General features: G+C 63.0%; 16 protein-coding genes. 4 read left to right on the forward strand and 12 right to left on the reverse strand.

The annotated features are described in order from the left end of the window. Positions 1 to 42 precede the first annotated feature (42 nt). On the reverse strand, positions 43 to 1,668 hold the full coding sequence (locus PQQ96_RS21335) for an amidohydrolase (RefSeq protein ID WP_408296133.1): 1,626 nt from the start codon (positions 1,666 to 1,668) through the stop codon (positions 43 to 45). Positions 1,669 to 1,836: 168 nt separating this feature from the next. On the opposite strand from PQQ96_RS21335, the gene PQQ96_RS21340 reads away from it, so the two are divergent. Together PQQ96_RS21340 and PQQ96_RS21345 are read left to right on the forward strand one after the other, a co-directional pair. Beyond that, on the forward strand, positions 1,837 to 3,024 hold the full coding sequence (locus PQQ96_RS21340; RefSeq protein ID WP_408296136.1) for a serine hydrolase domain-containing protein: 1,188 nt from the start codon (positions 1,837 to 1,839) through the stop codon (positions 3,022 to 3,024). Between the two features lie 163 nt (positions 3,025 to 3,187). Further along, entirely contained in the window at positions 3,188 to 4,282 is a 1,095-nt protein-coding gene (locus PQQ96_RS21345) for a polyamine ABC transporter substrate-binding protein (RefSeq protein ID WP_408296305.1), read from the forward strand. Between the two features lie 148 nt (positions 4,283 to 4,430). Here PQQ96_RS21345 and PQQ96_RS21350 read toward each other — a convergent pair whose 3' ends face one another. The 9 genes from PQQ96_RS21350 to PQQ96_RS21390 form a co-directional block, all read right to left on the reverse strand. Then, positions 4,431 to 6,011 (reverse strand): DUF3138 family protein, encoded by a 1,581-nt coding sequence (locus PQQ96_RS21350; protein ID WP_408296139.1) that lies wholly within the window; start codon positions 6,009 to 6,011, stop codon positions 4,431 to 4,433. Between the two features lie 68 nt (positions 6,012 to 6,079). Next, positions 6,080 to 6,988 (reverse strand): ABC transporter permease subunit, encoded by a 909-nt coding sequence (locus PQQ96_RS21355; RefSeq protein ID WP_408296142.1) that lies wholly within the window; start codon positions 6,986 to 6,988, stop codon positions 6,080 to 6,082. Continuing rightward, positions 6,985 to 7,938: an ABC transporter permease subunit gene (locus PQQ96_RS21360; protein WP_408296145.1), complete on the reverse strand. Its 954-nt coding sequence runs from the start codon at positions 7,936 to 7,938 to the stop codon at positions 6,985 to 6,987. Before PQQ96_RS21360 ends, PQQ96_RS21355 begins: the two co-directional genes overlap by 4 nt. A 13-nt stretch (positions 7,939 to 7,951) precedes the next feature. Further along, positions 7,952 to 9,088, reverse strand: a complete 1,137-nt coding sequence (locus tag PQQ96_RS21365) for an ABC transporter ATP-binding protein (RefSeq protein WP_408296148.1) — start codon at positions 9,086 to 9,088, stop codon at positions 7,952 to 7,954. Positions 9,089 to 9,226: 138 nt separating this feature from the next. Then, on the reverse strand, positions 9,227 to 10,237 hold the full coding sequence (locus PQQ96_RS21370; protein ID WP_408296151.1) for a LysR family transcriptional regulator: 1,011 nt from the start codon (positions 10,235 to 10,237) through the stop codon (positions 9,227 to 9,229). A 106-nt stretch (positions 10,238 to 10,343) separates the two neighbouring features. Next, positions 10,344 to 11,516: an MFS transporter gene (locus PQQ96_RS21375; protein WP_408296153.1), complete on the reverse strand. Its 1,173-nt coding sequence runs from the start codon at positions 11,514 to 11,516 to the stop codon at positions 10,344 to 10,346. A gap of 77 nt (positions 11,517 to 11,593) precedes the next feature. Next, complete coding sequence (locus PQQ96_RS21380) at positions 11,594 to 13,039, reverse strand: NAD(P)/FAD-dependent oxidoreductase (protein WP_408296156.1); 1,446 nt, start codon at positions 13,037 to 13,039, stop codon at positions 11,594 to 11,596. Next, positions 13,032 to 14,747 (reverse strand): amidohydrolase, encoded by a 1,716-nt coding sequence (locus PQQ96_RS21385; protein WP_408296159.1) that lies wholly within the window; start codon positions 14,745 to 14,747, stop codon positions 13,032 to 13,034. The genes PQQ96_RS21380 and PQQ96_RS21385 overlap by 8 nt, the downstream gene beginning before the upstream one ends. Before the next feature lie 76 nt (positions 14,748 to 14,823). Further along, on the reverse strand, positions 14,824 to 15,168 hold the full coding sequence (locus PQQ96_RS21390) for a cupin domain-containing protein (RefSeq protein ID WP_408296162.1): 345 nt from the start codon (positions 15,166 to 15,168) through the stop codon (positions 14,824 to 14,826). 312 nt (positions 15,169 to 15,480) lie between these two features. Between PQQ96_RS21390 and PQQ96_RS21395 the strand changes: the two genes are divergently transcribed. After that, on the forward strand, positions 15,481 to 16,986 hold the full coding sequence (locus tag PQQ96_RS21395; protein WP_408296308.1) for an aldehyde dehydrogenase family protein: 1,506 nt from the start codon (positions 15,481 to 15,483) through the stop codon (positions 16,984 to 16,986). Positions 16,987 to 17,095: 109 nt separating this feature from the next. Further along, a complete protein-coding gene (locus PQQ96_RS21400; RefSeq protein WP_408296164.1) occupies positions 17,096 to 17,971 on the forward strand; it encodes a response regulator transcription factor in 876 nt (291 codons plus the stop codon). 64 nt (positions 17,972 to 18,035) lie between these two features. On the opposite strand, the gene PQQ96_RS21405 is transcribed toward PQQ96_RS21400, so the two are convergent. Both PQQ96_RS21405 and PQQ96_RS21410 read right to left on the reverse strand, forming a co-directional pair. Continuing rightward, on the reverse strand, positions 18,036 to 18,911 hold the full coding sequence (locus PQQ96_RS21405; RefSeq protein WP_408296166.1) for a class I SAM-dependent methyltransferase: 876 nt from the start codon (positions 18,909 to 18,911) through the stop codon (positions 18,036 to 18,038). Between the two features lie 23 nt (positions 18,912 to 18,934). Further along, the gene (locus PQQ96_RS21410) at positions 18,935 to 19,309 is read right to left on the reverse strand and encodes a VOC family protein (RefSeq protein ID WP_408296168.1); all 375 of its coding nucleotides are present in this window, start codon (positions 19,307 to 19,309) and stop codon (positions 18,935 to 18,937) included. Positions 19,310 to 19,320: the final 11 nt, after the last annotated feature.

Here is a 19,320-nt window from a genome sequence, read left to right on the forward strand (position 1 = left end):
GCGGTGGCTCTTCCGTCGACGCGCAACAGCGTCGACGTTCCCTCAGTGCGCCGTGCCTGCCTCCGAGTACACCACTTCGCCGCGGAAGCACGTTTGAACGACACGCGCCTGCGCCAGCATCTTAACCGGGTGCAACAGCGGATTGCGGTCAAGTATCGCAAAACTCGCGTCCTTGCCCGCTTCGAGCGAACCCGTGCAATCGTCGAAACGCAGCGCGTAAGCCGCATTGACCGTGTAGGCCTCGAGCATCGTCAGGAGATCGAGACACTCGTCCGGGTTCCACGGTTCACTTCCTGGTTCCTCCACGAGCACACGCGTGACGCCGGTCTGAATGATCGGTAGCGGATTCATGGTGGTCACCGACCAGTCCGAGCCGGCCGCGAGCATGGCGCCGGCGTTGCGCAGACTGCGGAATGGGTAATTGCGCGCGGCGCGCTCCGGCCCGAACAGGTCGGCGTAAAGCTGCTGCTGGTCGGGTCGCGCGGCGCCCCATAGCGCCTGCACGCTCGCGATCGCGCCAAGCTGATGGAAGCGCCCCATATCGGCCGGATCGACCACTTGCAGATGCGCCAGTTGCGCGCGCCGGTCCCGCACGCCATTGCGGCGCTGCACATATTCCAGCGCGTCCAGGGCCATACGCACGGCGCGGTCGGCCAGCGTATGGAAATGCAGGTCAAAGCCGGCCGCGTCCGCGAGTTGCGCGATCTCGTTGAGCGCCTCCTGACTCCAGAGCGTGAGACCGTATTCATCGGTCCCGGCGTACGGTTCGAGCAGCGCGGCGGTTTTCGATTCGGGCACACCGTCGATAAAGATCTTCACCGTATGCAAGCGCAACGTGTCGCATTCATAGGTCTCGCGCCATGCGGCGAAGCGTTCGATCTGCTCACGTGCGTCGCCACGCGGATTGGCCATCAGACCCGCACTCATATAGGCCTTGAGCGTGCCCGCGCGCTGCGCTTCGGCATAAGCCTTGAGTCCCGCCTCTTCGACGCGCGCGTCGAACCAGCCCGTGATGCCGAAGCCATGCGCCATGCGATGCGCCTTGCCAAGCGCCTTCGGGTAGCCTGCGGGACTCAATTGCGGAATGCGCCCGCAAATGCGATAGAACGCGGCCTCGTGGACCACGCCTGTCGGCACGCCGTCGGCGTCCCGTTCGTGAACGCCGCCAGCGGGATCGATCGTCGCGGACGTGATGCCAAGCAGGTCCAGCGCTTTCGAGTTGAGGCAGCCGCTGTGCACGTCGAAGCCCACCACAAGCAGCGGCCGGTCGGACACGATTTCATCGAGCAGTTGGCGCGTGGGGTAAGCGCCGAACGCGGCGAGATTCGCGCCGCCAAGATAGACCCACGGCTCATGCGGCGTGGCCTCGGCGCAGGCGCGGATTCGCGCGAGGATGGCCCGCGGATCGTTCACGCCGGAGAGGTCAAAATCACCGAGTATCTGGTGGCCCTCCAGCGGATGCACGTGACCATCGATGAAACCCGGTAGCATCATCGCGCCGTGCAGATCGACTTGCCGCGTGGCGGGTCCGGCGAGCGCGCGGATCTCGTCATCGAGACCTACCGCGAGAATCTTGCCGTCGCGTACGGCAAGCGCGCGTGCAAAACGGCGGCTGGCATCGCCCGTGTAGAGCGTTCCGTTGAGGTACACGGCATCGGCGTGCTGCATCTGTCTCCTCCTTCGATTATGGGTCAGCCAGGACGGCTAGCGAGCATCGTATCGACGCATGCGTCCAAGGTGTGCGCGAAAGAGGGCTTGCCCCCTGTGCGGGGGGGCAGACCCGAGTGGGGGGCCTGTCTATAGTCGGCCGCACCTTCGATCACAGGGAGTTTGCCGATGTCACGCATCATCATGTGCGGTGCGCCCGTGCCCGCCGAACAGCAGGTCACCCTCGAGAACTGGCGCACTACGCCATACAGTCAGTGGGCATTCCGTAACGTGCGGCGCATCCTGCCCACCGCTGCTATTCCCGGGGATCCCCACGCAACCGGCACATGGCCGGTTCACGCAACGGAACTCGGCGGCCTGACGTTCGAGACCCCCGCGCGGGAGTCCTGGTCCATCGAACGCATGTTGCAGGCGACCAGTACCGACGGCTTCCTCGTAATGCAACGCGGCACGATCGTGACCGAGCGCTACGACCATGGGCTCACACCTGACGCGCCTCATCTGATCTTCTCGGTGACGAAATCGATTCTCGGTCTGCTCTGCGGCGTACTGGTCGAGCGCGGTATGCTCGATGTGGAGGCACACGTCACGCACTACCTGCCCGAATTGCACGGCAGCGCATTCGACGGCGCCAGCGTGCGCCATCTGCTCGACATGACGGTCAGCATTGCGTTCGCCGAGGATTACCTCGACACGCACGGCAATTTCCTTCGCTACCGGCGCGCGATGGGCTGGAATCCTCCGGTCGCGGACGATCCGGTCGACTTGCGGCGCTTCCTCACCGAACTGCAGCGCGGCGAACACGCGCACGGTGAAGTCTTCCACTACAACTCGCCGACCACCGACGTGCTCGGCTGGGTGCTCGAACGCGCCACCGCGCAACCGCTCGATGCCCTGCTCTCGCAGCACCTCTGGGCGCCGCTCGGCGCGCATCATGAAGCCTGTATCGCGCTCGACCGGCTCGGCGCGCCGCGCGCCGCCGCCGGTTTCTGCGCGACGCTCCGCGATCTGGCGCGCGTCGCGGAGATGGTGCGTTGCCGGGGCGTCGCGAACGGCCGCCAGATCGTGCCGGGGTGGTGGCTCGACGACATCCTTGCCAACGGCAGCCGCCCGGCCTGGGAGCGTTCGACGTGGGCCGACTTCCTGCCGCAAGGGCGCTACCGCAGCAAGTGGTACATCACGGGCGAGCCGAGCGGCGCCTACATGGCGCTCGGCATTCACGGTCAGTCGATCTATATCGACCCCACCGCGGACGTCGCTATCGTCAAGCTCTCTTCGCAGCCGCTGCCCGTGGACGACTCCACGGATGCCATCGTCCTTGCCGCTTTCAGGCGCATCGTGCAGCATCTCGCGTGACGCTCGCGCGGCGCGCGGACAATCGTGTTTGCCCTGCCCCCGGGGGGGCAGACCGGCACTTTTCCTCCGGATACATTTTTCTCATCCAAATAGTGCCGCCCACGATGGACGGCACAATCAAACCAAGGAGGAAGGTCAAGTGGCAAGGAGATTCGTCAGTCGAATGAAAGCGGTGTGCGCGGCGCTCGCATTGAGCGGCGTTGCCTGGTACACGCTGCCGGCGGCCCAGGCCGATGAGCAGGTCGTCAACGTCTACAACTGGGGTAACTCGATCGGCAAGGACACGCTGGCCAATTTCGAAAAGGCCACCGGCATCAAAGTCGTCTATCAGGAGTTCGATTCCAACGACACCCTGCAGGCCAAGCTGCTCTCGGGTAGTTCGGGCTACGACGTAGTGGTGCCGTCCGACATGTACTGGGCGCGTCAGTTGCGCGCGGGCATCTTCCAGAAGATCGATCATTCGAAGATTCCGAACTACGCCCATCTCGACCCCGAGATCATGAAGATCGTCGCGCAGGACGACCCGGGCAATCAGTACGGCGTGCCGTGGTCGTGGGGCACCGACGGCCTCGGCGTGAACGTCGAAAAAGTGAAGGCGGTACTCGGCAATGACGCGCCGCTCAACGACTGGTCGCTGCTCTTCAATCCGAAGTACGCAGAGAAGCTCAAGAGTTGCGGCATTTCCATGCTGGACTCGCCGCTCGACGCCTTCGGCATGGCGCTGTTCTATCTGAAGAAGGACCCCAACACCAACAATCCCGCGGATTATGAAGCGGCCTATCAGCTGCTCAAGAGCATCCGTCCGTACATTACGCAATTCAACAGCACGAGCTATATCAACGACCTCGCGGGCGGCGACATCTGTCTGGCGCTGGGCTGGTCGGGCGACGTCAACGCCGCGCGTCTTGCGGCCCTTTCCGCGAAGCGCAGCTATCACATCAAGTATGTGATTCCGGACGTGGGTACGGCCATCTGGTTCGATATGATGGCCGTGCCGAAAGACGCGCCGCATCCCGAGAACGCAATGAAGTTCATCAACTTCGTGATCTCCGAGAAGGAAGCTGCAAGCCTGACCAACACAACGTCGTACCCGTCTGCCGTGCCCGGCGCGAAAGCGTTGGTGCAACCTGACGTGCTGTCCGATCCCGCCGTGTTTCCGCCGCCAGAGGTGTATCGCAAGCTCTTTATCAGCAAGCCCATGCCGGCGGACCTGATGCGCTTGCAGAACCGGCTCTGGGCGAAGCTCAAGACCGAGTGACGTGAATGAATCCGGCGGCCATGCCGCCGGCGTTGTGTAGAACGGCGGCCCGTTGCTGGGCCGCCGTTCGCGTTTACCGCGGTTTTACCGGCGCGCTGTGCCGTTGATGCGCAAACGGCCGGGGCATTCGCCCCGGCGCGTTGCAACATCAGAATGCGTAAATCATCTGGGCGCCGAGCAGATCGTTGGATTTGCCGTACGAGCCATCGCTGCGCAGGAAGTTATCCTGGGTCGACCAGTCGTGGCGGTACTCGACCTTCACCGTGATCTGCTGCGTCGGATAGAACAGCAGATCGAGCGCCACATCCTGACGGATCGCTCCCTTGCAGTCGAAGCCATAACCGCCATTCGCCTTCGACGTCGCGAGGCAACTCGATCCAATCCCCATACCGTTATACGGATCCATGCCATTGCCGTTCAGCACGATGCTGCTCGCGCCACCGCCGTTCTTGGAATTCACCAGTACATCGTAACGACCCGTCACGCCGACGCGGCCAAGAACCGGCAGGCGGAACTTGCGGTTCGCCAGTAACGACAGACCGTACCATTGCGCCTGACCGCCGTTGTAAGCGGCACGCTGCTGCTGACCATAGTCGAATTCGGCGTTGTACTGGCTGTCCGACGTCGTGTAGGTCAGATCGGTCTCGCCGAACAGATACGCGCCAAATGGACTGGTGGCCTGGCCGCCCACGCCGTACACACCCGGCTGCGGATTGCCATTCGCATCGAGCCCCTGCATCAGCGATTGCCGGCCAATGTTCACCGAGCCGCCGATGTCGAGCGCTCCTGACCAGAGATAGTCGACCCGCGCCGTGAAACTCGGCACGCGATTGCTCGTCGTCACCGGATCGCCGAGCGCATTGGTACCTGTCTGCAACTGTGCGCCCGAGGTGCGGAACTGCTCGTTGCCCAGCATGAACTTCCACATCCAGTTACTGCCCTCGCCCATATAGTTCAGGCCGACGCCGACGTAACTGCCCGGATCCGAGAAGTCGTAGAGCAGATTGTGCGTAAGCGTCAGCATCTGATCCGAGCGCTGCACCTCATAGCCGCCAAAACTCGACATGAGACCGGCCGTCACGGTGGTCGTGGCCGAAACCGGCACCGTCATGAACGCCGTGTTGATAATGTCCGACGACTGGCTGCCGTGCTCGTTCATCAACTGCGTGATGCCGTTGCCGCGATTGGGCATGAGCGAAAATTCTGCCGACGGCGCCATCGGGCCCACGCCGAAGGTCTTCTTGATGTCGAGATAGAGATCGCCGAAAGAACTGTTGAAGTACTGGTAGACGTTCTCGTGGTTCGCAAACAGGAACGAGGAACTGCCCAGACCGCGGTTGTAGATATAGGTCGGATCCAGATAGCCCGTAATGGACAGCCCCGCTATGGGCCCGGTAGTCGACGCGTCGTAGAGCGTATCCAGCTTCAGTTGCTGGCCGGCGATCTGCTGCTTCATGTCGGTGACGTCGTCGTTTGTCAGCGCGGCCTGCGCCTTGCCGTAATCGGCCGAGCTCGCGTCCACTGCCGGCGCGGCGGTTTGCGCGGGGAGCGACGCGGCGGGCGCGATGGGCGCATTTTTGCCCGGCGTCTGCGCGCGCAATTGTTTGACTTCCGTCTGCAAGGCATGCAACTCGGCCTGCAAGGCCTTGATCTGATCCTGTGTGGTATCCGCTGCCGCAAGTCCCGGGAGCGTAGATGCCACCATGAGGCAGACAAGTCTCTTCTTCATTCGATGATCTCCAGTGTTGTCGTGCTACGAAGTTTTTTATTGACGTTGTGCTGTCCGAACGTGTCCGGTCAGGCGCGCACCGTGTCAACGGACACGTTTGCTCTTGCGGGGATGGCAGGCGACGGACCCTGAACCGGATCGGTTTGGGCAAGCGCCCGCTGCATGTCGAGTGCGTGCCTGCGTTCGCGAGCACGCATCCACCCGTTCACGCCGAGCACGCCGACGGTCACGATGCAGATGAAGATCGTGGCCAGCGCGTTCATTTCCGGATTCAGGCCCAGCCGCACGCGCGAATAGACGACGAGCGGCAACGTGCTCGAACCGGGTCCGGAGAGAAACGCGGAGAGAATCAGATCGTCGATGGAAACCGTGAACGACAGCAGCCAGCCTGAAACCAGCGCCTGCGCGATCAGCGGCAGCGTGATGACGAAGAACACTTTCAGCGGCGTGGCGCCGAGATCGAGCGCAGCCTCCTCGAGCGATTTATTGAGTTCCTTCACCCGCGACTGCACGATGATCGCCACGTACGAGACACACAGCATCACGTGACCGGCCCAGATCGTCACGAGACCCCGGCCGCGCGGCCAGCCCAGGAACTGCTCCATCGCGACGAACAGCAGCAGCAGCGCAATGCCCTGAATCACTTCGGGAATCACGAGTGGCGCGTTGATCATGCCGGTGAAGAACGTGAAGCCGCGAAATCGGCCCATTCTCGCCAGCACATAACCGGCCCACGTACCGATCGCCACCGCTGCGAACGCAGTCATGAGCGCGATCTTCAGCGAGAGCCACGCCGCAGTGAGCAGTTCGCGGTCGTTTGCGACGGCGCCGTACCACTTCAGCGAAAACCCGGACCAGACCGTGACGAGTTTCGACTCGTTGAACGAGTACACGACGAGACTGATAATCGGGATGTAGAGAAAGAGAAGGCCGAGCGTGAGCACGCCCGCGGAAAGTTTGCGATTGGGCTTGATCATTTGCCGGCCTCCAGTTCCTTGACCTGGTAGTACTGGAAGACAGCCATCGGCACGAGCAGCAGCAACACCATCGCGACGGTCACGGCGGACGCCATCGGCCAGTCCATGTTGTTGAAAAACTCGTCCCACATCACGCGGCCGATCATCAGCGTGTCGGCGCCGCCAAGCAGTTCGGGAATCACGTATTCGCCTACGGCCGGAATGAACACCAGCAGGCTTCCCGCGATGATCCCGTTCTTCGCGAGCGGCAAGGTGATCTGCGAGAACGCCACCCATGGCTTCGCGCCGAGGTCGTACGCGGCTTCGAGCAACGTGAGGTCCATCTTCACGAGGTGCGCGTAAAGCGGCATCACCATGAACGGCAGGTACGAATAGACCATGCCGATGTAGACCCCCGCATCGCTGTGATAGAGACGCAGCGGCGTGTGGATCAACCCAACTGCGATCAGCGCGTGGTTGAGCAGACCGTCGTCCTTCAGAATGCCGATCCATGCGTAGACGCGGATCAGGAACGAAGTCCAGAACGGCAGCATGACGCCCATCATCAGCAGATTGCGCGTGGCCGGATTCGCGCGCGCGATGTAGTAGGCGATCGGAAAGCCGAACAGGAGGCACAGGAGGGTGGAGACCGCCGCCATCTTGAGCGAGCTGATGTAGGTAGCGATATACAGATCGTCCTGCAGCAGGAACGCGTAGTGCGAGAGTTGCAGGGCGAAGTGCACCATGCCGTCTTTCACTTCGACCAGGTTCGTGTAAGGCGGAATGCCCATCGCCTGCTCGGCGAAGCTGATTTTGAGCACGAGCACGAACGGCAACGCGAAAAACACCGCGAGCCAGAGGAACGGAACGCCGATGACCGTGGCGCGTCCCGAAGGCACAAAGCGCGAGAGACACCGCACGAGTCTGGCTCCCGATGAAGAGGCTTGAGTTGAAGGCAGGGAGTGATTCATCTGGTCATCCTCCTTATTGCGTCACGACAACGCCGCTGGCGGACGACCAGGAGACGTAGACGTCGTCGTTCCAGGCCGGTGCGCCCTCGCTCATGAGTTGCGAACTCGACAGGTTCGACACGACGACCTTGCCGCCCGGCAGGCGCACGTGATACAGCGAGTAGCTGCCCATGTAGGCGACGTCGGATACCACCCCGCGCGCCCAGTTGTGAGGCGTGCCGGGTTTCTCACGGCTGACACGCACGCGCTCGGGACGCACGGAAATGCCCACCGGCATGCCGAGCGGCCCGGTGATGCCGTGGCTCACATGCAGGCGAGCGTCGAGGTCGTCGCTCTCCACGAAGATGTAGTCGGGTTCATCCTCGACGACCCGGCCTTCGAAGAGATTGGTCGAGCCAATGAATTCCGCGGAAAAGCGGCTATTGGGAAACTCGTAGACCTCGCTGGGCGATCCGGTCTGCACGATGCGGCCCTCGCTCATCACTGCGAGGCGGTTGGCCATGGTCATCGCTTCTTCCTGGTCGTGCGTGACCATCACGCAGGTGACGTCCACCTTCTCAATGATGCTGACGAGTTCGAGCTGGGTTTTCTGGCGGATCTTCTTGTCGAGCGCGGACATCGGTTCGTCGAGCAACAGGAGCTTGGGACGCTTCACCAGCGAGCGGGCCAGCGCCACGCGCTGCTGCTGTCCGCCGGAAAGCTGATGCGGCTTGCGTTGCGCGTAACGGCTCATCTGCACAAGATTCAGGGCGTCGGCAACGCGCTCCTTGATTTCGTTCTTTGGCGTGCCCTCCTGCTTGAGGCCGAAGGCGACGTTGGCTTCGACGCTCATGTGCGGGAACAGCGCATACGACTGGAACATCATGTTCACGGGCCGGCGATAAGGCGGCAGCGTCGCGAGGTCTTCGCCGTCGACGTAAATGCGTCCCGACGTCGTGCTCTCGAACCCTGCAAGCATGCGCAGTAGCGTTGACTTGCCGCAGCCCGAACTGCCAAGCAGCGCGAAGAGTTCGTTCTTGGCAACGTCGAGGCTGACGTCATTCACAGCGACGCTGTCGCCGAATTTCTTCACGACTCGCTCGATGCGCACGAAACGCGTGTTGTGCGTGCGCGGCGCGGGGACGGCGTTGGCCGGGGGGATTTCTTTCATAACGTCTTCATCCGTTCAGATCGCGGGCATGAGCGGGCCCTGACGTGCCGCGCAGGGTGGCTCGCCGGATTCATGCCGTAAGTGGGGAAAACCGAAGTACTACAGGTGGATTTTTAAACCCGCCAAATTTGATTTGAATTACTGATTGACGTCGTTCACATTCGGGCGTGTCGATGTGTATGAATGTCCCCGAGCCGCCGCGCCAGGTTGCGTGTACAGACGATCGAGGCTGCCGGCGGACGTGTCCGGCTGGATATTGAACGCGCTGGCAAGATCCTGCGAGAACGCTCTGACAATCGGCCTGTCGCCGGCACGGAGTTTCATCAGCAGATGGAAGGGCACGTCGAAGCTGAACACGTCGCGGCCAACCGCTCTCACCAGACCGCGTTGCTCGAACGCTTCAGCATAGTGCGCCGGCAAATACCCGAGATGACCGCCGGAAAGAATCAGGATCGTCGCAGCCTCGATACTGTCCGTATTAGCCGTGATGTGACGGCCACTGAGCGGGATATGTTCTTCAGGCACGGGATACGTGCGCCAGACCCACTCGCAGTCCTTCAGCGCGTCGGCGGCCGGCACGCGCGGCGAGTGAAAAAATGGATGACCGCGGCCACAGTAAATCGTCTGCCGTTCGCTGAAGAGCGGCAGGTAGACGAGTCCGGGCACGCGATGCCAGAAGTAACCTATGGCGAGGTCGAACTGGTTGTTCACCACGCCCTCTTCGAGCTCCTGGGGCGAGGCCACCTTCATGGTGAAGCGCACGGCCTGGTCGCGTTTGCGAAAGCTGCCGATGGCCTCGGCGATGCGCGCACTCTCCACCAGAGGCGCCTGGCCGATCAAACCGATCGATAGCGTGCCGACCAGCTTGCGATCGATGTCGCGCACATGGGCCACGAAGTCCGAGGTCGCCGCGATCAGCGTGCGCGCGGTCGCGGCGAAGCGCTCACCCTTCGAGGTGAGGCGGAAACCGCCTCGCCCGCGCTCGCACAGCGTAAAACCGACACGCGCCTCGAGCGCAGCCAGATGACTGCTGATGGTCGATTGACGCACGCCCAGCGAAGACTCAGCCGCCGTGATGCCGCGTGCGTCGACGACCGCGAGGAAGATGCGGATCAGCCGCAGATCGAGGTCAGTGGTATTGGAAAACATGCTCGCTTGCTCCCCGGTAATCTGACGACGGACTTCTTTGAACCCGTCGCGCCGATGTTGGGAAACGCGTGCGCGGCGTCATCGGCAAGCGCACGCACGCGATTCGTCAGTCGCAGCGCGGCACAAAGGCGGAGTGGCCGCGGACGGGCCGCAGCCGCGCGTAGAACACCAGCGCCAGCGCGCAAAGCGCGATCGCCGCCTGCAACGCGGCGCGGGTGCCCGAGGCCTCCAATAGCTCGCCGCCCGTAATGGAACCTACGCCGAAGCCGAACGCCAGAAAACCCGGCGACAAAGCCGCGAAACGGCCGACCAGATCGTATTGCGGGATCGTCGCGAAGATCAGCAGCGCGCCGCCGGTCCAGCAGACGATGAACATGATCGAGCCGAGTGCGAACGAGATGGGCGACGGCGGCAATGCGAGCGACGCGGCCGCGATCACGCAACCCGCGAGATTGACGAGCGTCCAGCGCCGCAGCCGGTGGCCCGCACCCAGCTTCGGCATCAGGACACAGGCGCCGAGGCTCACGAGATTGGCAACGGCCAGCACCGCGGCGACGGAGCCATCGCCCAGGCCCGCATCAGCGCCGATTTTTTCAAGGAAGGTCCACACGACACCTACACCGCCATACAGCGCAAGCAGTGCGATCAGCGACAGCAATGCCCCGCTCCGGTCGACGCGCTCGCGTCCTGCCTGCGGCGGCGCCGAGAGCGTTTCGCCGCGCTCGAACAGCCAGGCCGCACAGGCGCACAGTGCGCCAAGCAGCGCCACGAACATGAACACGCCCGACGCCCCCCATGTCGCGCCAAGCGCAGGAATCACCACGCTCAGCAACGCCATGCCCCACAGCACCTGTCCCATCAGCAGCATGCCAAGATGCCGCTCGGGCGTGCGCGTGTACGAGAGGTAGCGCATCGCGACGCCGTTGAGCGCGCCCGCGCCCACACCGGCCACGCAGCGCCACGCCGCGAACGCAACGATGCCGTGCGCCGAGAGCGTGGACAGATTCGTCGCGGCGGCAAGGACTGCCGCGCCGAGCAACACGAGCCGCACCGGTCGGCGGCCGAGCGCGAATGCGACCAGCAGCGTGCCGCACGACATGCCGAGGACCTCGATGAACACGGCCACGCCGAGCGTCGCCTCGCCGAAGCCCCATTGCTGCCCCACCTGCCCCACTATCGCGGGCAGGCCCATGAACACCGTCGGCGAGAACACGCCGAGCGCCAACATTGCCGCGACGAACACGCTTTGCGCGCGTCGCGAGCCATTTTCTTTTTTCATTGCGCCATCCTGGCTTATACCCGGGTATCGAGACCCGGGTTGTCTCCTCTACATCGCGCGGCGCATCGCCGCGCGCCTCACATCGGAAAGCCCATCGCCTTCAGTCCGTTAATCCAGGCTCTTTTCCAGCCGCCTTCGGCATCCGCGCCGTCGAATGCATGGAAGGTCACCTTGGCGCCCAACCAGCGGAACGGCTCGGGCGGAATGTAGGTCGGACTCAGCTTCGCGATGTCGAGCTGTCGTTCGGGACTGTCGCGGTCGAACAGGATGTTCAGACCCATGAATGCGCCGAAGCGGCTCGCCGCGACGCCGAAGCCGGTATAGCCCGCCACGAACACGGCTTTGCCGCCGAGGTAACGCCTGGCGAACACCGAGCCGCGCGAACAGTAGTCGATCGGACCGCCCCACGCGTGCGAAAAGCGCACGTCGGCGAGTTGCGGAAACGTCCGGAAGAACGCCTGTGCGAGACGCGTGTAGGTGTCGTGCTGCCGGTCGGCGCCCGGATCGGGGTTGCCGTCGAAGTGATAACTCACGAGACCGCCGAAGATGATGTTGTTCTCGCAAGTCAGGCGGAAGTAATTGAGCTGCGTGCGCGTGTCGTAGATGCCTTGACGATTGCGCCAGCCGATGCGTTCGAGTTGCTCGGTGGTGAGCGGCTCGGTGGCGAGCACGTGGTCGCGCACCTGCATCACGCGGCGATTGATGTCGGGTACGCCCACCTTCGCCGTGCCGCTGCCGAACACCACGCGAGGCGCACGCACGCTGCCCTTTGGCGTATCGACGCGGACCGCCTTGCCTTCGTCCGTGACGGTAACGAGGGGGGTGTGCTCGTAAAGCCTGACGCCCAGTTCGAGCGCCGCGCGCTTGAGCCCCCACGCGAGCTTCGCGGGATGCACGATGCCGCTGCGGTTACGCGACCACAACGCACCTTCGAAAAGCGGCGAGTTCAGTTGCGCACGCGTCGCGTCGCGGTCGAGCAGCACGACATCGTGACCATGCTTGCGATGCAACTCATAGTCGCCGCGCAGATGATCGAGGTGACCGGCATCCACCGCAACGGTCATCTCACCGTTCCACTCGATGTCCGCGTCGATACCGTAACGCTCGAGCGTGGCCTCGAAACCGTCGAGATTGATCTGGCCGAATTGCTCGAGCTGGTCGATGTCGTTCGGAAAGACACGTACCGCGTTGGGCAGTCCGTGCATCACCGATGTCGAAATGATGCCGCCCGCGCGCCCCGAGGCGCCGTGCGCGACGAGGTTGGCCTCGATCAGCACGACGTCGAGCTCGGGCATGAGTTCCTTCGCCTGGACCGCGGCCCACAGCCCGGTGAAGCCGCCCCCCACGATCAGCAGGTCGGCCTCCGTCGCACCCACGAGTTCCGCTTGCGCGCCGGGCGCAGCCGGGTTGTCCAGCCAGTAGGGAAAGAGTTTCGCAGCGGCAAGCGCCGCTTGCGAACTCAGCGGCGTCCGGTGATGCTGAGCCGGTTTTTGCACGCGGGTCAGCGTCGCGGCATCAGTCATGCTTGAACTCCGGCAGGAAATCGCCCTGAGCATGCGTCAGCTCGCCGTTCATCATCGTGAGGCCGATCTCGACCTTGCCGATTTCGTACTTGCCCACTTCGAAGAGATCCCGTTCGAGCACGATGAGGTCCGCGCGCTTGCCCACTGTCAGCGAGCCGATCTCGTGCTCCATGCCAAGCTGGTACGCGCCGTGGATCGTGTAGGCCGCGATCAGTTGCGGAATGCTGAGCCGTTCGTTGATGTCCGGGAACACGGGTGCGTCGGGTTCGCCCGCAAGCTGACGCGTATTGCCGGACTCGATATGCTCGACCGGCCGGTGCTGACAGCGGCACTGACAGGCGAGTCCATCCATTCCGATCGACACCGTCACGCCCTCTTCGATAAAGGTGCGGAACTTGTACATGCTGCTCCAGCGCTCCTCGCCATATAGCGCGCGAATCGCCTTCGTATAGGTGTCGACCACGCCCCATTGCAGTTGGGTATTCGCAAGCACGCCAAGACGCCGGAAGCGCGGAATGTCGGCCGGATGGGTGAGGAACGCATGGGTGATCACGTGCCGGCGATCGCGTGGCGGATTAAGCGTGTTGGCGCGTTCGATGGCGTCGAGCGCGCCGCGCACCGCGGCGTCGCCCACACAATGCACCATGACGTCGACGCCATGCCGATCGGCTTCCAGAACGTAGCGGTTGAAGTCCTCGATCGGCGTGTTCGGTTCGCCGCAATAGTGCGGGCGGTCGGCATAGGGTTCCAGCAGATAGGCCGTGTGATTCACTTCCGTGCCGTCGAGGAACAGCTTGAGCGTGCGCGCCTTGACGAGCGGCGACTGATAGCGCTCACGGTAGGCGAGGATCGTTTCGACCGGATCGCGCGTCGCCTCGATCGCGGCATAGCTGCCTACCACGCGCAGATTGAGCGCGCCGTTGCGTTCCATGCGCTGCAGCGTTTCATACAACCAGCTCTGGTCGCCGCTCGGGTCGATAAAACCCGCGTCGAACACCGTCGTGATGCCCGCGGACACGAGCTTTTTCTGCCACTTCACGAACGAGTCGTAGTAGAGCTCGCCCCACGGCGGCAGGTAGCCGGCGTCGGACAGCCGGCGCATCAGCAGCGAATAGGCCGCACCGTCTACCACCACGCCGGTCGGCTCGCCCGTGACAGGGTCCTTCTCGAACCAGCTCGCGCCTTCTTCCACGGGCGGTGTGGCGGCGTCGATGCCGCCGACTTCCAGTGCCTTCGAGTTCACCCACATCGTATGGAAGTCGGTGGAAAGCAGACACACGGGGCGGTCCGCGCAAATGGCGTCGAGCGTCTCGCGGCGCAGCACCGCGGGCGGCATTGCAGCCTGCACCCAGCCCATGCCGATAATGCTTTTCTCGTGAGGGTGCGTCTCGACATAGTCGCGCAGCCCGTCGAGCACCTGCTCAGGGTCTTCGAAGTTGAGAAAGGCTTGTGAGGCGAACGCCGTGGTCGAGAAGTGCCAGTGCGATTCCACGAAGCCCGGCAAAATCAGCCGGCCGCCCGCGTCGATCGTGCGCGTTTTCGCGCCGACGAAACGTTGCGCCGCGCCCATGTCGCCGACAAACACGATCCGGCCTTCACGCGTGGCAATCGCGCTCGCCCAGGGCCGGTGTGGATCGACGGTATACACGCGTGCATTCGTGAAGACGACGTCGGCGGGCGTCTCCCTGTTTTCGTTTTCTTGACTCATGAAGGGGAATCGGTTCAGAGGATAGAAGGCGTCGGCGCGCATCGTATGCATGCGCGCGCAACGGTTCGCAACGCGCTCAGGATTGCTCGAGCAGGACGTAGAACTTCTTCGCGTCCTCGATCGTTTCCCAGCGGCCCGCAAAACCGGCCGGCAGCAGGTAGCCCTCGCCCGCACGAAACTCCTTGCGATTGCCCTCCACGTCGATCAACGCCACGCGCCCCTCGACGAGCCACACGGCTTCGTCGGCGCTCGTTTCCGGAAACTCCACCGTGCCCACCTTGCCCTCCCACCAGCCGACGATGTAATTGCGGCTCTGACCCTGCGCCGAGCGCCAATCACCTTCGTCCATGCCGTAGTCCAGCTTCGTGTATTCGCCGATGCCCGCGCCCAGCGCAACAATGTCTCGAACCAGTTTTGTCATTTGAATCTCATGTGCCTTGGATAAGAACTGCCGACAAAGTTATCGGTTCACCCCCCTCCGGTATGCCCCCCCTCGGAGGGGGCAAGGCATCATCCGCGACCTTGCGGCCTGCCTTTGCATAGACGCACACCAATGTCTGCGTCGCGAGTTCGGAATCTATCGGCCGAGGTTCTTCACTACGATGCGCGGGTCCAGCTTTCCTTTCACTTTCCGTTCTCATCCGATCGAACAAGGGACCCACGCCTCATGACGCGCGAATTCAACCAGCCGCCTGGCGGCAACGCCATGCCCCGCTTTGGCGGCATCGCCACGATGACGTTCGACTCGCCGCTTCTCTCGCCCACGACAGCGGACTTGCCGGTCCTGCCGGCTGCCCGGATCGCCGGGCGCGACCTGCATGCCTGCGACGCCGCCAGCCGCAGCGCGATTTGCAACGCCGCAACCGGCGCGACGATCGCGTGGCAGGAAACCGCCTCCGCGGCTCAGATCGATGAGGCCGTGCGCGCGGCGCGCGCCTCGTTCGAGGCGTGGCGCGCCACGGCGCCCGCCCTGCGCGGCGCCATTCTGCGTAAAGTCGCCGAATGCGTCGAAGCGCAGCGGGCGCACCTCGTCGAGCTGCAGATGCGCGTGAGCGGCAAGCCGCGCGTCGAGGCTGAAACCGACGTCAGCGACGTCGCCGCGACCTTCACCTACTACGCCGGCCTCTGCAACGAGGCGGCAACGTTCAGTGCCGAGGCCGTCGTCGTGGCGGATGCCACCGTCGCTGCCGAACGCTTCTACGACCCGGTGGGCGTCGCCGCGTTGATCGTGCCCTGGAATTTCCCGATGGTCACCAGCGCCTGGAAGATCGCGCCCGCACTCGCGGCCGGCTGTACGGTCGTGCTAAAGCCTTCCGAACTGACCTCGCCCGCCGAGCACGCGCTCGTCGAGTTGCTCGCACAAGCCGGCGTGCCCGCAGGCGTGGTCAATGTCGTGAACGGTGGTGCCGAGGTCGGCGCCCGATTGACCACGCATCCGCTCGTCGACAAGATTTCCTTTACAGGGAGTACGGCCGCGGGCCGCCACGTCATGCGCGCCGCCGCCGACGACATGAAACGCCTGACGCTCGAACTGGGTGGCAAGTCGGCACTGATCGTGCGGGAAGATGCGGACGTCGACCTCGCGGTCTCGCTAGCCGTGGGCGGCGCGTTCGCGAACGCCGGTCAGATGTGCTCGGCAACCGCGCGCATTCTCGTCCATGACCGTCTGTACCGGAAGTTCATGGCCGCTTTCGAGACGGCGGTGCGCGCGCTCGTCGTCGCACCGCCGCAGACAAGCGATGCCACGATGGGTCCGTTGATCTCCCGCGCGCACCGCATGCGTGTGCAGGCACTGGTCGAACGCGGCCTGGAAACCGGCGCGCGCGTCGCATTCCATGGTCAGATTGCGGCACAAGCGGATGACGGTTTCTTCATGGCGCCGGTCGTCGTGGCCGAGCCACCCGTCGACAATGCGCTGTGGACCGACGAAGTGTTCGGACCCGTCGCCTGCGTGAAGTCGTTCCGCAGCGACGACGACGCCATCGCGCTCGCGAACGACACACGCTATGGTCTCGTCGCCACAGTCGTGACGCAGTGCGAGGAGATGGCACGGCGTTATCGTCAGCAATTGCGCACAGGACTCGTCTGGCACAACAGGCCGCAACTCATCTTCGCTCAGGCCAGTTGGGGCGGCTTCGGCTTGAGCGGGATCGGGCGCGAACTCGGGCTTGCCGGGCTGCGCAGCTACCAGGAAATGCGGCACGCGATTGCGCCGGCCGCCCGGCATCAGGGACGCTGAGTCGCTCGCTCATGCGGCAACCGGTGGCTTTCATGGATTTTGACGGCCCAGGCTTTCTGGTAAGGTTCAACGCACGACAGGCAAATGGACTAGGCGAACCGGAATCACTATGCTGCTCAACGTCGATCCTTTCAATCCGCAAGGTCGGCACGTCAACGTGTCGACCCGGGCGCTAGGCGAAGTCATCGAGTCCGTTGGACTGCCGCAGTTCGCACAAGGACTCGCGCTCTTCCTGCACGAGTTGATTCCACTCGACTGCGTGCACGTCGAGCGTTCGCGTCCCGACTCGGGCTCGCCGCTCGGTTACCGCTGTGAGTGGATCGGCAGTGGCGCCGTCGACGAGGGGCAGGACGTCGTCGACGACACGATGGCGCTCTACTATGAGCGTTTTCAGGCAAGCGACCCGCTTTTCGCCGGTATTCGGGGCACGACCGGCACCCATCTCGTCGTGCGGGACATGAGCAAGCTGCCGGCCGGCGAGTTTCGCGAGTTGATCTTCGAGAGCCGTCAGATCGCCCACGAGTGCGTGCTAACGAAGGGCGGCCGGCATGCGCAGTATTCACTGGCAATTGTCCGCCGCGAAGACCAGCCGCAGTTCTCGCTCGCTGAACTCAATCACCTCAGGCACCTCGGCGACTTCCTGTTTCCGCTGCTGCAACTGCACGCGTCGACAGCGGCGATCAAACGCACGGCCAACACCATCACCGAGACCGATCCGCTCGTACTCTTCGATGCGCGCATTGCAAGTGACGGCATCCGCCTGTCGAAGCGTGAATACGAGATCTGCCGGCATCTCCTCGCGGGCCGCACGGTGCCGGAAACGGCGGCCATTCTCGGCGTGCGTCAGACTTCCGCGGAGTCGTACGTGCAGCGCGCGTTTGCCAAACTCGGCGTCAGAACGAAACGCGATCTGGCGCGATGGGCGTTCGGTGACCGGGCGCGCCCGGATGAGGCGGGGCTTAGACCAGCGCGGGTTTTCACATAGCTCGCGTCACTGTACAAAGGTCACGCTGATTGGCGACCCGCAGCCACTTTCCCGACGGATGGATCTAGGGGATCTTCGTCGCTGCGAACAACACGTGTCCACCGCCGGAGCTTGGTCCGCCACGCTCTCCGGTTGATCGAGCAGCCACCGTTGGCTGCTCAAGGTAATGGGAAATCAAGCGGCGACCGATAACATCATCGATCTCCAGGAAGCCCAGTTTGCGTAACTTGTCGTGCAATGCCGGTGGCTCGAAATAGCTTAGAAATGGTTCGCCGACGGCAGCCACACGGGCCGCTCTTGCCTCGTGCAACGCCAATAGCTCCATGGAAAACGAACTCGGAGGATCGCTGTAGTCGAACACCACTTCGGCGCCGCCAGCGAGACTGGCTATTGCGCCCAGCGTCAGGTCTATCGCTTCCTCCGTCAAATACGGAACGACACCGAACCAGATAAAAAATGTTCGCTGCGTTGAGTCGAAGCCGACTGCATCGAGCCCATCCAGCAACGTATCGTTTTCAAAATCGACCGGCGCAAAGATCAGCGAATCCGGACGCTCTATACCGGCTTGCTCAAGCCGTCTTCGTTTCCATGCCTGTGTGGCCGGATGATCGACTTCGAAAATGCGCGTATTGCCGGGGAGTCTGCTACGGTACGCAAACGTATCCAGGCCAGCACCAAGTATTACAACCTGTCGCACACCGCGCTGTTCAACGGCGCGTGCGAGGGCCGCTTCGGCGTAGCTTGACCGAGCCGCGATGAACAATCGGATGCCGCGTCTGGACATTTGCAACTCGTCGTCATGCTGCACATCCTCGGCCTTCATTCCTACTATCGCGAGGGCGAGCGGGTCGCTGAAAATTTTCCCTTTTTCCACCACCTGATGAACGGCACGATGGGTCGCTGCGGCAAGTGCCGTACGGCTTGGTTCCTGTTCTTTCATTTCACTCCCGATGGATAGCATGCTCAACGCATGGGTTGAGAAAATATGTTGACGAGATTCCCATCCGGGTCGCGCAACAAGAGCGAGCGATTACCCCACGGCATCAGCGTCGTCGGCATAACGATGTCTGTCCCTGACGCCTTCATCCGTTCGAACACTGCATCAACGTCCTCTACTTCAAACTCCAGGATCGCCGACCGATTCGCAGCCGCAGTGGCGGCGCCGACATTAAACAGCTTGATCAGGTGCTCAGACGAAATCGCAAGCACGGCCCCTTCGAATTGTATTTCCGCAAACCCATCAGCCGGCCGTGCAGCCTCGAGACCGGAAAGCGTTCGGTAAAACTCGACCAGACCTTCGAGATCCTGGGTCACAACACGAACAGACGCAAACTTCATTTTGAGCTCCT

Origin of the sequence: Paraburkholderia sediminicola, from assembly GCF_046027825.1 — a bacterium.
GTDB classification, from domain to species: Bacteria; Pseudomonadota; Gammaproteobacteria; order Burkholderiales; family Burkholderiaceae; genus Paraburkholderia; species Paraburkholderia sediminicola_D.